The sequence below is a fragment of the Mycobacterium sp. NGS68 genome, assembly GCF_059812195.1.
The window spans coordinates 167709-181226 of the sequence record NZ_JCALCE010000002.1; the positions used below are offsets into that span (position 1 = coordinate 167709).

The 13518-nt window shown below is 68.6% G+C and carries 11 protein-coding genes and 2 pseudogenes; 1 reads left to right on the top strand and 12 read right to left on the bottom strand.

The genetic code is table 11. The annotated features are described in order from the left end of the window. Nucleotides 1–15 precede the first annotated feature (15 nt). The 10 genes and pseudogenes from AC5Y5V_RS03735 to AC5Y5V_RS03780 all read right to left on the bottom strand — a co-directional run bounded on the left by AC5Y5V_RS03735 (nucleotide 16) and on the right by AC5Y5V_RS03780 (nucleotide 10932). Nucleotides 16–1989 (bottom strand): SpoIIE family protein phosphatase, encoded by a 1974-nt coding sequence (locus tag AC5Y5V_RS03735; protein ID WP_499931261.1) that lies wholly within the window; start codon nucleotides 1987–1989, stop codon nucleotides 16–18. Nucleotides 1990–2152: 163 nt separating this feature from the next. Continuing rightward, nucleotides 2153–2593, bottom strand: coding sequence for an anti-sigma factor antagonist (locus AC5Y5V_RS03740; protein ID WP_499931262.1), 441 nt, complete (start codon nucleotides 2591–2593; stop codon nucleotides 2153–2155). Between the two features lie 66 nt (nucleotides 2594–2659). Further along, nucleotides 2660–3901 (bottom strand): amidohydrolase family protein, encoded by a 1242-nt coding sequence (locus AC5Y5V_RS03745; protein WP_499931263.1) that lies wholly within the window; start codon nucleotides 3899–3901, stop codon nucleotides 2660–2662. 80 nt (nucleotides 3902–3981) lie between these two features. Next, entirely contained in the window at nucleotides 3982–5004 is a 1023-nt protein-coding gene (locus AC5Y5V_RS03750; RefSeq protein ID WP_499931264.1) for a hotdog fold thioesterase, read from the bottom strand. 178 nt (nucleotides 5005–5182) lie between these two features. After that, complete coding sequence (locus AC5Y5V_RS03755) at nucleotides 5183–6682, bottom strand: class I adenylate-forming enzyme family protein (protein WP_499931265.1); 1500 nt, start codon at nucleotides 6680–6682, stop codon at nucleotides 5183–5185. After that, nucleotides 6679–7614 carry an acyl-CoA dehydrogenase family protein gene (locus AC5Y5V_RS03760; RefSeq protein WP_499931266.1) on the bottom strand — a complete coding sequence of 312 codons (936 nt, stop codon included), beginning with the start codon at nucleotides 7612–7614 and terminating at the stop codon, nucleotides 6679–6681. Before AC5Y5V_RS03760 ends, AC5Y5V_RS03755 begins: the two co-directional genes overlap by 4 nt. Beyond that, complete coding sequence (locus tag AC5Y5V_RS03765) at nucleotides 7611–8759, bottom strand: acyl-CoA dehydrogenase family protein (protein ID WP_499931267.1); 1149 nt, start codon at nucleotides 8757–8759, stop codon at nucleotides 7611–7613. Before AC5Y5V_RS03765 ends, AC5Y5V_RS03760 begins: the two co-directional genes overlap by 4 nt. 5 nt (nucleotides 8760–8764) lie before the next feature. Then, nucleotides 8765–9223, bottom strand: coding sequence for an acyl-CoA dehydrogenase family protein (locus tag AC5Y5V_RS03770; protein WP_499931523.1), 459 nt, complete (start codon nucleotides 9221–9223; stop codon nucleotides 8765–8767). Nucleotides 9224–9238: 15 nt separating this feature from the next. Continuing rightward, a pseudogene (locus AC5Y5V_RS03775) lies at nucleotides 9239–9862 on the bottom strand (acyl-CoA dehydrogenase family protein); the annotation flags it as partial. Further along, a complete protein-coding gene (locus AC5Y5V_RS03780; protein ID WP_499931268.1) occupies nucleotides 9859–10932 on the bottom strand; it encodes an acyl-CoA dehydrogenase family protein in 1074 nt (357 codons plus the stop codon). The gene AC5Y5V_RS03780 and the pseudogene AC5Y5V_RS03775, both read right to left, overlap by 4 nt. An 82-nt stretch (nucleotides 10933–11014) precedes the next feature. On the opposite strand from AC5Y5V_RS03780, the gene AC5Y5V_RS03785 reads away from it, so the two are divergent. Beyond that, nucleotides 11015–11866, top strand: a complete 852-nt coding sequence (locus tag AC5Y5V_RS03785) for an LLM class flavin-dependent oxidoreductase (protein ID WP_499931269.1) — start codon at nucleotides 11015–11017, stop codon at nucleotides 11864–11866. A gap of 5 nt (nucleotides 11867–11871) precedes the next feature. Here AC5Y5V_RS03785 and AC5Y5V_RS03790 read toward each other — a convergent pair. Then, nucleotides 11872–12573, bottom strand: a pseudogene (locus AC5Y5V_RS03790) (SDR family oxidoreductase); the annotation flags it as partial. Nucleotides 12574–12602: 29 nt separating this feature from the next. Beyond that, nucleotides 12603–13424 (bottom strand): FadR/GntR family transcriptional regulator, encoded by an 822-nt coding sequence (locus AC5Y5V_RS03795; RefSeq protein WP_499931270.1) that lies wholly within the window; start codon nucleotides 13422–13424, stop codon nucleotides 12603–12605. Nucleotides 13425–13518 lie beyond the last annotated feature (94 nt).

The window sequence follows — 13518 nt, forward strand, 5'->3', positions numbered from 1 at the left end:
CGCTGGCGATCGGCACTACTCCTCGGCGAAGACGCTGCCGGATTCGCCGCTGACTACCGGTATCTGCACCAGCGTCAGGACGTGGTGCGCGGTGCTGCCCGGCGGCGCGACCAGTACGCAGTCGCCGCCTTGGCGGCGGGCCCGGTCGCGGGCGGCGGCCAGGGCGCTGACACCCGCCGAACCGAGGTGGGTGACGCCGGTCAGGTCGATCGTCAATGGCGCTACGCCGGAACGGCTTTCGACGGCGATTTGTCGGTCCAGGGTGGAGGCGGTGGTCGAGTCGACGTCACCGCTGACGACGATGTGCCCGGCCAGTTCGCCCGAGCCGACCATCGAGGCGAACTCGCTGTTGATGGCCCGCTGGTAGGTCGCCCGGCTGACCATCGGGTCGGTGACGAAGTTCGCCGGTCGTGACAGTCGATGCGTGACCGTCGCGGTGGTGCCCTCGTCACCGTGCGCGACGTGCGCGTGCGTCACCAGGGCTTCGGCCATCGCGAGTCCGCGTCCGCGGCCCTGCTCGCCGACGCGGTGGTCCTTCCATTCGCCGCGGTCCACGACCGAGACGCGCAGGTTGCCGTCGCCGCCCAGCGTCGCCTCGACCACGACGCCGTCGGGAACCTCGGTGGCGTAGCCGTGTTCGACGGCGTTCTCCACGAACTCGGAGACCGCGTGCACGACGTCGGAGATGTCGGAGGAATCAGCGCCGATCTCCGCCAGCCATTCCCGCAGCCGGGCCCGCACCGTGCGCGCGGTGTGGATCGTCGCATCAAGCGTCAGGTGTAGCGGCGCCGTCGGCGTACGCCGTTGTGCCGCAAGCATTGTGACGTCGTCGCTGTAGCCGGTCGACCGGAGCAGCAACTCCAGTGTCTCGGAGCAGAGGCGATCGATGGGCCGGCCCGCGGCGTCGATGACGAAACCCCTGTCGCCGCCGGCGATATGGGCGGCCAGTTCGGCGAATTCCGCGGTGCTGGCCTGCAGCGGCCGGCCCGGACGTTCGATCAGCCCGTCGGTGTACAGCAGGACCGAGTCGCCGATGTTCAGCATCTCGGTGCGCAGCGCAAACCCGACTCCGCTGCCGAGCGGACCCGCGCCGGACGGTTCGACGTAGCGCGACGCGCCTTCGGCGGTCACGATCAACGGCGGCGGATGTCCGGCGGTGCAGTACTGGAATTCACCGGTGGTGAAGTCGACGGTGCCGATGCACACGGTGGCCGACTTCGACCCCGGCACCTCCTCGTGGAAGCGGTCCACCGCACCGAGGGTTTCGACGATGTTGTGCCCCGCGGAGATCTGCATCCGCACTGCGGTGCGCAGCTGCGACATCACCGCCGCGGCCTCGACGCCGTGACCGACGACGTCGCCGACGACCAGCACCAGGCGGTCCCCTAGGGGTATCGCGTCGAACCAGTCCCCACCGGCCGCGGTGTCTTCGGCGGCGACCAGGTACTCGGCGGCGATGTCGGCGCCGGGAACGACGGGCACCGAGGGGGCGAGCAGCGCCTGCTGCATGATCGTCGCTGAGTCGCGGACGTTGCGGTAGCGCTCCGACAGCTCCTGCATCCGTGATTCGGCGGCAAGCCGTTCCTGCACACGCTTGGTCACGTCGTCGAAGACGAGCTGGACACCTTCGATGGACCCGTCCTCGCTGCGACGTGGCGTGACGACGAAGTCGAAGAAACGCTCCTCATAGCCCGTGCCGTAAAAGTCGACCTGCAGCCGCCATTCGGTTCCCGTCTGCGGCTCACCGGTGAGGTACACGCGGTCGAACATGTCGAATATCTGTTGGCTCTCCAGCTCGGGATAGACCTCGCGCGCCGGCAACCCGACCGGGTTGAACTTCGGGCTGAGCGCGCGGTACTGCGCGTTGGCCGCGATGAAACAGTGGTCAGGACCTTCCAGCCCAACCACCATTGCGGGGACGCTTTCAAAGACGCGGCGTACAGCCTCGGCCGTACCGACCGTCTTGTCCCAGTCCTTTTCGGCCGCCATCTGTCCTTCCTACGAGCGCCTCAGTCGGGCCTGCCGAGAGCGCAAGTATGGGCACGATGGCAATCTGCCACCAGCCGTATTCAGATTATCAACGGGGTTGCTGTGATTGGCGCACCAATTTTTCGGCGGTGACGACGTGTCTTGCCGCCGGTTGGTGGCGGGGTCAGGCCACCGCGGCGGACAGTGCGGAGTCGGTACTGGCGTGGACGGAGAGCACGTCATCAAACCCGCAGGCTTCGATGATTCGGGCAACGCCCGGATTGCTGCTGACCAGGCGCAGCGGCACACCGCGGCACTGGCAGCGCTGCGCCTCGTCGGCGAGCACCTCGAACGCGCAGCAGCCCATGAAATCGACGTCGTCGACGTCCACCACGAATGGGCCAGGCGGGGTGGCGACGGCGGCGGCTTCGCTGACCAGCTGCAGCCAGGCGTGCTCGTTTGCGGCGTCGATCTCGCCGCCCGCGCGGATTATCACCACTGACCCGGTTCGCTGCGTGGTTGCCCGCAGTGTGCTGTGCGGATCGCCCAGTTCGAAGATCAGCCGTGAGCTCAACATCACCTGGATCGGACCTGGTTGGGAGCCCTCTCCTGCGGCCAGGTTCATGGTGCTCTTGTATAGCAAGAGCTGCCGTGCGGAGTCTAGAGGTAAGCGCTACCAGGATGCTGAGCGTCAGGCCGGGGCAGGCTCGGATTCGGGCTCGGATTCCGGTTCGGGGGCCGGCTCGGAGACAGGCTCGGAGACCTTCATCAGCTTCATCAGGTTGCCGCCCATGATCTTCGCGATGTCCTCTTCCTCGAAGTCGGACAGCTCGTCAACGAAGGAGATCGGGTCCTTCAGGCCTTCGGGGTGCGGCCAGTCGGACCCGAACAGCACTCGGTCGGTGCCCACCATGTTGACGATCTCGGTGAATCGGTCCTCCCAGAACGGGGTGATGTAGACGCACCTCTTGAACGCCTCGATCGGGTCCTCGCTGAACGACTGCGGCATCTTCTTGTAGACGCCCTTCAGGCCCTTGAACAGGTCCGGGACCCAATCGGCGCCGTTTTCGATGGACAGTATCCGCAGCTCGGGGTTGCGGGACAGAGCGCCGTGGCAGACCAGCGCTCCCATCGCGTCCAGGATCGGGCGATGGCCCATGGCGAAGCTGCGGAAGGGGGTCGGCTTGAACGGCAGGAACTCGTCGCCGGGCTCCCAGACATTGGCGAATTCGGAGTAGCCGCTGTCCGAAGCGTGCATCGAGACGGGGATCTCGGCCTCGATGCAGGCCTGCCAGAACGGGTCGAACTCCTCGAGTCCGAACGACCGGCTGCCCTTGAAGCCGGGCACTGGCGCCGGCCGGACCAGCACGGTGCGGGCGCCGCGTTCCAAGCACCATTCCAGCTCTTCCAGCGCGCGGTCGACGATCGGCAGCGTGATGACTGGGGTGGCGAAGATGCGGTCCTGGTAGTTGAACGACCACTGCTCATGCATCCACTCGTTGAGCGCGTGGATGACGTCGTGGGTCATCTCCGGGTCGTCCTTCATCCGCTCTTCGACCAGGCTGGCCAGCGTCGGGAACATCAGCGCGTAGTCGATGCCGAGTTCGTCCATGACCTCGAGCCGCGCGCCCGGCTCACGGAACGCGGGGATGGCCTTCATCGGCTCACCCAGGATCTCGCGGTAGGACTTGCCCTGCGCGCCGTTGCGGAAGTAGTCCTCCTGGGCGCCGGGCCGGGCGACCACCTCGAAGGTCGGGTTGGGGATGTACTCGCTGATGTGGCCGCGCACCACGATCTTGGTGCGGCCGCGGACTTGCACGTAGTCGATGACTCGCTTGCGGTTCTCCGGAAGGAACTTGGTCAGCGCTTCCTGCGGTTCGTACATGTGGTTGTCGGCGTCGAACACGGGGAAGGAAAGCTCGCGAGAGGGCATGGCGATCTCCTTGAAAAGTCTTGGTTCTCGGGATGTGGTAATGACGTTACCACCTTCGCGCAACCCGTGTATCCGGGGATCTAACGCAGGCCCCCGGTGGGGGTGGGGCCGTCGACGACGGCGAAGTTCACGGTCGCCGTGGCGGCGAGTTCGTCGCTGCTGTCACCGTAGATGTCGACCTGCATCACCATCGCGCGCCGGCCGGCGCGCAGCACCCTGGGCACGGCGCGCGCCAAGCCCTGGCGGATGGGCCGCAGATAACGGATGAAGAGGTCGGCGGTCGTCATGGTGGTGCCCGGCCGCAGATGGTCCAGCCCGAACTGGCCGCCCGCCACGTCGACGAGGGTGGCGATCAAGCCGCCCTGCAGCGCGCCGGAGGTGTTGGTCACCTGCGGGCTGACCGGCATGGTCATGGCGAACTCGCCGTCGTGGGTGCTCGGGCGCATGCCGATCTGCGCGAACAGCTCGGCCAGCGACGGCGAGGGCGCCTCGTCTTCGGTGTCCCGGATGCCCAGCGCGTTGCTGCAGAAGTCGTACAGCTGGCCGGAGTCGATCGGCGTGCCGTTCAATTCGCTGCCCAGCCAGTGCAGTCGCTGGGCGCCCATGATCGTCTGCATGACGATCGCCGCCGAAGCCCCGACGTCCAGGCCCGGATTGAACACACCCTCGGTAATGCCCAGTCCGACGACGTCGCGGATCAGCTGATGCAAGGGGGAGAGCACGCGCGCGTAGTCGCGGGGGCGGGTCTCGGCCAAGTGCTGGTTGTAGAGGCTCAGCGCCCGGTTGAGGCTGTCCTGGGTGCTGGATTCCGGTTGCTGGGTGACGCGGTCGATCACCAACTTCAGCGCGGCGGTGCTGTCCAGGCCGGTGGTCTCCTGGCGCCAGACCTGCACCGTCTGCGCGATGGTCCGGTCGAACAGTGCCAACAGCAACTCGTCCTTACTGCTGAAATGCTGGTAGAAGGCGCGCAGCGAGGTCTTCGATCTGGCGACGACCTCCTGCACGGTGAAGTCGGTGCGCCCGGTTTCGCCCAGGATCGCGACGGCGGTCTTGATGAAGCGGTCGCCGCGGGTTACTTCGACTTCGTCGCCGGGCTCGGTCATGAGTGTTTCTCCCGTCCGCTCGCTGGCTACGAGAATGAGGTTACCGCGCCTGGGCGAGAATGGTGCTCCGACGAGCGCTGCGGGCATGTCCGCGGCAGGCTTAACGCGTTGAGTCTGCGTCTACTGCGGAGAAGTACGAGTGGGTTGCGCGCTGGGCGCAGAGTCGACAGTGGCGGCGCTATCCCCCGCGGGCGGCGATCATCGCCGAGCGGTTCACCTTGGTCGCCGCGGTACGGGGAATCGCGTCGACGAACTCGACGGACTTGGGGGCCTTGTAGGGCGCCAGTCGGCTCTTGGCGTACTCGATCACGTGCTGTTCGGTCACCCGGGCGCCCTCGGCGGGCTGCACAACGGCATGCACCCGGCGTCCCCACCGCTCGTCGGAGAGGCCGATCACGACGACGTCGGCGATGCCGGGGTGGCCCGCCAGCGCCGACTCGACCTCCGCCGGAAAGACATTGGCTCCGCCGCTGATGATCATGTCGGCCCGCCGGTCGACGATGTAGAGGTAGCCGTCCGAGTCGAGGTGGCCGATGTCGCCGGCGGAGCGGAACCCGTCCTCGGTGGACGGCAGCGGCGGCGCTCCACCCAGATAGCGGTATCCGGCGCTCATCGGCGCGCGCAGGTAGACGTCGCCGTGCTCGCCCGGGCCCAGCGGGTTCTTGTCGGCGTCCAGGATCCGGATCTCGGTGTCCCGGAAGCCGCGGCCGACGCTGCCCGGATGGGTCAGCCACTCGTCGCCGCGCAACGCGGTGAGCCCGAGATTCTCCGTCATGCCGTAGGCGGTGACGATCTGCTCCGGGCTGAGCAGCTCGAACCAGGTGTGCAGCAGCGTCGGTGGCATCACGGCGGCGCCCTGCAGGATGAAGGCGACGCTGGACAGGTCGCGCTGCCGGATGTCGGGCAGCGCCGCGATGCGCGACAGCATCGTCGGCGTCGCCGTGAAGTTCGTGATCCGGTACTTCTCGACGGTGTCCACGAACAGCGGCGCGTCGAACTTTTCCAGGATCACCAGATGATCGCCGCTCAGCAGCATCAGGAAGGTGGCAAAGCCGTTGGTGTGATACATCGGCGCGGGCACCAGGATGGTCTGCGGCTTGGCCACCGGCGTCCAGTTCGTCAGGAAGGGCTCGCCGTGCTGCGGGGTCCACAGCGACGGCGCCAGGCTCAGGATCACCTTGGGCACGCCGGTCGAGCCGCTGCTGCAGATTCCGTTGGCGTTGGGGGAGACGGCTTCGGGCAGGGGGCTTTCGGATTCGCCGACGGCGCGCTCGGCGATCGTCCAGCGGTGCCGTTCGTCGACGACGACGGCCGGTTCGATCACCGAAAGCACCCGGTTGCGCTCCCACTCGGGCAGGTCCCAGTGCATGGGGATCGGGACGGCGCCGATCTTCCACGAGCCCAGCGTGGCCAGCACCAGGTGCATCGAATTCTGAATCGGCAGGGCCACAAGGGAACCCGTTCCGGCACCGCGTGCGGCCAGCGCCCGCCCCCACTGGTTGGCGCGGGCGTCGAGTTCGCCGAAGGTGATCGTGTGCGCGCTGCCGTCGAGCGCGACGACCGTGACGGCGTTGTCGTGGCGCCGCTGCGCGGCGAGCTCGGTCAGCCTGGTCCCGAACGGGATGCCGTCCGCCAACGGGTCGGGCGTCACCGAAGCCGCGACGGGCTCGGTACTCACGCCGGTACCGGCCGGCTGAACAGCGTCTCCAGGGAGCCGTCGCGGACGTCGGGGATCAGGCGCAGGCTCAGCGCCTCAGCGCTCAGCGGCAGCCGGATCAGCGGTTGGGTGTGCCGGTCGAGCACGCTGATGTCGGACTCGTCGCAGAAACCCAGCGCGCCCAGCAACTGGTGCGAGGTGCGCAGCACCTGCCGTGCGGTGTCGGCGGCCTTGAGCCGCAGCACGAGGGCGTCGGCAGAACGAATCTGCTGCGCAGTCGATTCCGGGCGGCTCAGGGTGTATTTGGCGAGTTCGTACAGCCCGCGCACCGCGACGGAAGCGTCCGCGACGGCGAACCGCACGGCCTGGAAGTCCGCCAGCGGCTTGCCGAACTGGACCCGCGCCTGCACATGTTCGGTCACGATGTCCAGCGACCGCTGCACCGCCCCCAGCATCCGCCACGATCCCAGCACGAGATGAAGGTTAACGTCGGAGACCGGCACGGCGCCGTCGGGCCCACTGAGGGTGGCCGCCACCAGGAACGGCCCCAGCTTGGCGCCGGTGCGCGCACCCGCCCGCGGGAGATACCGGTTGCCGTCGAGGTCGGCGGCGATCCAGTCGCCGGACAAGTCGCCGTGGTCGATGCGCGGCGCCTCCGGATTGATCAGGGTCAGTCTGGCGCCGTCGATGGCGAGCAGCTCCTCGACGAGCGGGTAGGGCAGCGCCGTCGCGCCGGCGGCCCGGCACAGCACCGCCGCGGCGAGCCGGTCGTCGGCGTCGGATCGGACGTCGAGCTCGAAGGCGCCGAGGTCGTCCAGCGCCTTGCGTGCCGCGTCCCGGACGCTGTCATCGGTCTCGCCGGCAAGGGCGGCCTGCGGGCCACCCACTCGCTCCAGGCGCTTGGCGGCGACGGCGGCGAAGTCGGCTATATCTTGGGGCAGTTCGGTTTTCACCGGTGCTCTCCTAATACGTCGCGGGCCACCATCATGCGCTGCACTTCGATGGTGCCCGACGCCACGGTGGCCGCCTGGGCGTAGCGCCAGTGGTCGTCGATCGCCCCGTGCAGCGCCGCCGAGGCGCCGCTGTCCAGTGCGGTGGGGCCCAGGACGTCGAACAGCAACTCGGCCACCTGCTGATCGCAGGTGGTGGTCGCGATGCGGGCGGCGCTGGCGGCCGCCCCCGCCGCCGGATCGTCCTGCAGGGACACGGCCCGATAGGCCATGAGCCGGGCGACCCGCAGGTCGACGAGCGCCCGAACCCACCGGGCGCGAACGGATTCCGGCAGCCGATCCCAATCGTCGCCGAGCAGGGCCTGCATCCGGTCCAGCAACGACTCACACCGTGCGTAGCGCGCGATGCCGACCCTTTCGAAGGCCAGCGCTTCGCGCATCACCCGCCAGCCGTCGCCGGGCTCACCCAGCACGTCGCCGGGGAACGCCTGCAGGTCGTCCAGGAACACCTCGTTGAGGTGGTGGGGCCCCAGCATCGACGGGATGCCCCGCACGGTGAAACCCGGGCGGTCCATCGGGATCAGAAATAGGCTGAGGCGCTTGGACTTCGGCGCGTCCGGGTGCGTGCAGGCGGCCAGCACGCACCACGACGCCATCCGCGCATACGACGTCCACACCTTCTGGCCCGTGATGCGCCAGCCCGTGCCGTCCGGGACGGCGCGGGTGCGCAGCGAAGCGAGGTCGGTTCCCGCTTCCGGTTCCGAGAACCCCTGGCACCAGATCACTTCGCCGGACGCGATACCCGACAAGTGCTTGGCCTTCTGCTCGGCGGTGCCGTACCGCATGATTGCCGGGCCCACCCAGTTGATGCCCATGTACTGCGGGCCCCGCGGCTCGTAGTTGGCCCACATCTCCTCGCGCAGCACCGTCTGCTGCCAGACCGAACCACCGCCGCCGCCATGTTCTTTCGGCCACGCCAGCGCCAGCAATCCCTCCGCGGCCAGCAGCTTGCAGAATGACTCGGTGGTGGCCAGGTCATCCGGATCGTCGGTGCAGGCGCCGAGGAAGTCGGCGGGGATATTCTCAGAAATCAGTTCGCGCAGATGCTTTCGCAGTTCGGCGGCGTCGTCGCCGAGGTCGTAATCCATCGTCGTCACCCCTTCGGCAGCCCGAGCAGCCGCTCGGCGATGATGTTGCGTTGGACTTCGGATGTGCCGCCGTAGATGGTCGCGGCCAGCGCATCCTGGCGTTCGAACAGCAGGTCCGGGTCGACGGCGGACCGTGGTCCGTGCGCGACCGAGCTCAGCTCCCAAACCCGTTGCAGGGTCACCGATCCGAGCAGCTTCATGATGTCGGCTTCCGGGCTGGGCCGGCCGGCGAGTTCGTTGGCCAGAGACCGGTATCCTGTCGCCCGCAGCGCCTCGGCGTCGGCGAGCAGCGTGCCCAGTTCGGTGTGGATGTCGACGTCGGCGCCGGCCTTGCGGACCGAATCGAGCCCGCGCTGAATCTCGACCCAGTTCATGATCCAGATCATCTGGCGCTCATGGTGCAACGACGCCAGCGCGACCCCCCAGCCGCCGTTGGCCGGACCCAGCAGATTCTCGACGGGCACCTCGACGTCGTCGAGGAAGACCTCGCAGAACGTCTCGTCGGAAACGGACGACATCCGGATCGGTTCGATCCGCACCCCGGGCGAGTGCAGGTCAAGGATCAGACACGAGATCCCGCGATGCTTCGGCGCGTCCGGATCGGTGCGGGCGTACAGGGTGCACCAGCGCGACTGGTGGGCCTGGGTGGTCCAGATCTTGTGGCCGTTGATCCGAAAGACCGTGCCGTCGCGCTCGGCGCGGGTGCGCAGCCCGGCGAAATCGGACCCGGCCTCCGGCTCGGACATGCCCAGCGCCCACCATTCGTCGCCGCGCAGCAGGGGGACCAGCAGGCGGTCGATCTGGTCGGGCGTGCCGAACTGCCGGATGCCGGGCGCGGCGACGCCCGGGCCCTGAATGTTGGGCAGTTTGGGGGTGGACCGCAGCGCGGCCTCGATCCGGATCTCCATCGCGTCGCGCAGTCCCAGCGACCGGCCGCCGTGCTCGCGCGGCCAGGTGGGCTGCAGCCAGCCGGCCTCGAACGCGGCCCGCTGGTACTCGCGTCGCAGCGGCATGTCCCAGCGGTACTGCGGATACCGCTCGTAGTAGTCCTTCGGCAGAAACCCGGTCAGCCAGGTGCCGAACTCGTCGACAACCGCGCTCATGCGGCGCCTCCGGCGAAGCGGCGGCCCACCGCGGCATAGAGCGCGCGGCTGTCGCCCAGCAGCGCGGCCGACTGCCAGGCGCGGCGCACGTAGAGGTGGATGTCGTGTTCCCAGGTCTGTCCGAGCGCGCCGTGCACCTGCACCGCGGTGCGGGCGCAAGCGGTGGCGGCTTCACCGGCCGCCGCCTTGGCCAGCGCGGCGGAGCTCCAGGCGGGCTCCGTGCCGGCCAGGCGGGCGGCCGCCGCGTACGTGAGGCTGCGGGCGCGCTCGACGGCGACGTAGTTGTCCGCCAGCGCGTGCTTGATCCCCTGGAAGCTGCCGATCGGCTTGCCGAATTGATGGCGCGTCTTCGCGTGCTCGACGGAGCGGTGCAGCGCGGCACTGGCCACGCCGACCAGGTCGGCGGCGGCCGCGGCCAGCGGTGCCGCCAGCACGGATCCGACGTCCGAGACGGCCGCCACCGCGACTGGCTCGGTGTCCAGCTCGACGTCGGCCAGCGGTTGCGCGGGGTCGGTGGACTCACCCGGCCGGACGGACACGCCGCGGGCGCCCTCGCCGCAGCGGGCGACCGCGGCCACCGGGCCGTCGTCGGAGTTGGCCAGCGTGACCAGCAGCTCGGCGCGCGGCAGGTCGGGAACCGCGACCGCGCATCCGGTCAGGCGGCCCTGCCGCAGCGTCATGGGGACGCCGGGGAGTCGTTGCCCCGGGGCGTGGACGGCCAGGGTTGCGACGGCGCCGCCCGCCAGTTCGGCGACCACGTCGTCGAAGGCCGGCCCGCAGTCGCGCAGGACGCCGGCGGCCAGGCCGACACTGCTCAGGAGCGGGACAGGGGCGATGGCGGCGCCGGATTCCTCGAGCACGACGGCCACGTCGACGGGTCCGAAATCGCCGGCCGCATCCGACGCTGCCAGTTCCGTCCAGCCGAGATCGACGATCGTCTTCCACAGCCCGCGCCAACGTTCGGGGTCGGTCAGCGCTTGGCGGGCGACGCTGGGCGGACACTCTGTGCGCAGGATGTCGCGCACAGTGTCGCGCAGCGCCAGCTGCTCGGCAGTCAGTCCGACATCCATAAGACCCCTAACATAATAAAAATAGTAAACTAGCGACTCGCGCGCAATTGCACGGGCGAGCTCACGGGACGTAGGCGGGCACATGGTCGAGTGGTATCTGTTCGTGCCGCAGGTGCGGTTGTCGGTGGCCGACTTCGTGGTGCGGGCGCGCTCGGCGGAAGCCGGCGGCTTCGACGGGGTGGCATTCATCGACCACCTGGAGCCGCCCGGACAACCCGACGAAAACATCTGGGAGGCAATGGGAATTGCGACGTGGGTGGCGGCCAAGACGGAGCGGCTGAAGATCGGCCACCTGGTGCTCTGCGATGCTTTCCGGCATCCGGCCGTGCTGGCCAAGCAGGCCGTTACACTGTCCGAAGCGTCAGGAGGCCGATTCGAGCTCGGCCTCGGCGCTGGCTCCTGGCCCGCCGAGTTCGCCAGATTCGATGTCGGTCAACAGGATCCGGTGGCACGAGTCGAGCAATTGGAACGCCACCTGGCCCTGATCACGCAGTACTGGGGAGCCGGGGAGCCGACGGCGGGACCCGCGCAGCATCCCCGGCCCACTCACCGGATACCGCTGGTGCTGGGCGGCAGTGGCCGCCGGATGATGGAACTCGTTCGCAGACATGCGGATTGGTGGAACCTGCAGGCGAACCACCTCGACCGGCTGCCGCGGCTGGGACCGGCGGTGGGGTCGGCCCGCATCTCGATCCAGCAGATGGTGGGCTTCGCCCGCTCCGGCACTGACCCGGATGCCGTGCGCGAGGTGAGCACCCGACGGTTCGGTCACCTGGGCCCGGGACTGGTCTGCGGCGCCGCCGACGAGTTGATCGCCCACTTCAAGGGGCTGACCGCGCAGCGGGTGGAGCGTTTCTACGTGTGGTTCGCCGACTTCGCCGCCCCGGACTCGCTTGCCGAGTTCGGTGAATCGGTGATCAAGGAATTTCGCTGATCCAAACGTCGACGCGCCTCGTTAGGCACGATCGGCGGGCGGGCATACGGGCCGCGCGGCACGGCGCTGAGCCGGATCTCCGGCAGATCGACCGACGGGTCGACGGTGTCCAGCCAGGCAACGGCCTCGGCGACGTCGGCGACCCGGATCGCATGCATCTCGAAGGGAACGTCCTGCAGCATCTCGGTTTCCACCGGCCCGGGCGTCACGATGTGGACGGCGATCCCGTCGCGGTCCACCTCGAGGGCCAGCGCCCGGGCGAACGCGTTCATGCCGGCCTTGGTTGCCGAGTAGGCGGTCCGCGCCATCATCGGCTCGTGGGCCGCGGAGGACGAGATGAACACCAGCCGCGAACCCGGGCGCATCCGCGGCAGCACCGCAGAGGTCACCACGAAGCAGGAATCCAGATTGGCCGCCATGATCGTGCGCCACTGTTCGAAGGTCTGCTTGCGGGCGTAGGTGCCGCCCAGCACGCCGGCGGCATGCACGACGAGATCGATTGTCTCCACACCGCTTATCGCGTCGGCGAAGCCGTCCGGATCCGACGCGTCGGCCACGACGTGGCGCGCGCCCAGTTCTTCGGCCGCCTCGCGCAGCGGGCCCTCCCGCCGCGCCGCGAGCACTACGTCGTAGCCGAGCTCACAGAGCTTGCGGCCGCACGCTTTTCCGATCCCACCGCTGCCGCCGGTGACCAGTGCCGTTCGCATCGCGTCAAGGCTTTTTCTGGCAAGGCCTGTTATGGGCGCCGGACGTCCCGCGGGCGCGACAACGCCTGCGGCGACAGCGCATAGATGCGCTGGTCGGCTCGGCCGGACAGCACATAGGTCTGCGTGTCCGCGAGGTGACGGCCCGCGATCCGGCGGGCGCGGTCGACGTTGCCTTCCGCGATGGTCTCGGCCAGTTTGACGTGCGTGTTGAGCACCGCGCGCCGATTCGCCAGCGACGGGTAGGTGCCACGCGCCGAACTCTCGTCGGCCCATTGCTGTTCGTGGCTGGTCCACAGCGTCTCCAGGCTGCCGACGACCGCGATGATGGTGTGGTTGCCGCAGCCGCGGACGATGAGATCGTGGAATTGGCGGCCGATTTCGGTGAACAGGCGGCCGTCTTCGAGGTTCTCCGCCATGGAGTCGTTGACCTGCTTGAGCTCAGGCACCAACGTGTCGGCACGGTCCGGACGCTGGGCGGCCAGCGCGGCGCATGCCGGCTCGAGTTCCTGTAGTGCCATGCCCAGGTCGGCGACGGCCACCGACTCGCTTTGCAGCAGCAGGCCGAGCATGTAGGCGGCGCTGGTCTTGGCGGGCGCGTGCACGACGGCACCGCCGCGGTTGCCCCGCCGGACCGAGACCAGCCCCTCGGTCTCGAGGATTCGCAGGGCTTCCCGCAGCGAGACCAGGCTGACGTTGAACTGCTCGACGAGCACCTCCTGGCGGGGCAGCAGGTCGCCGTCGGCGAGTTCGCCGTCGATGATCTGACGCCGCAGCTCGTCGGCTACGATTTCGGCTATCCGCGGCGCCGACAACCGGCGACGGGCATCAGGGCCAATTCCCAAAGCGGTCATCCGATCCTCGCAGGCTTCGTTCCATGTGTGGCGACCCGCCGCGTGCGGCTCACCGCGCGTGTGGCGACCCGCCGACTGGCTTAGCTATTTTAGC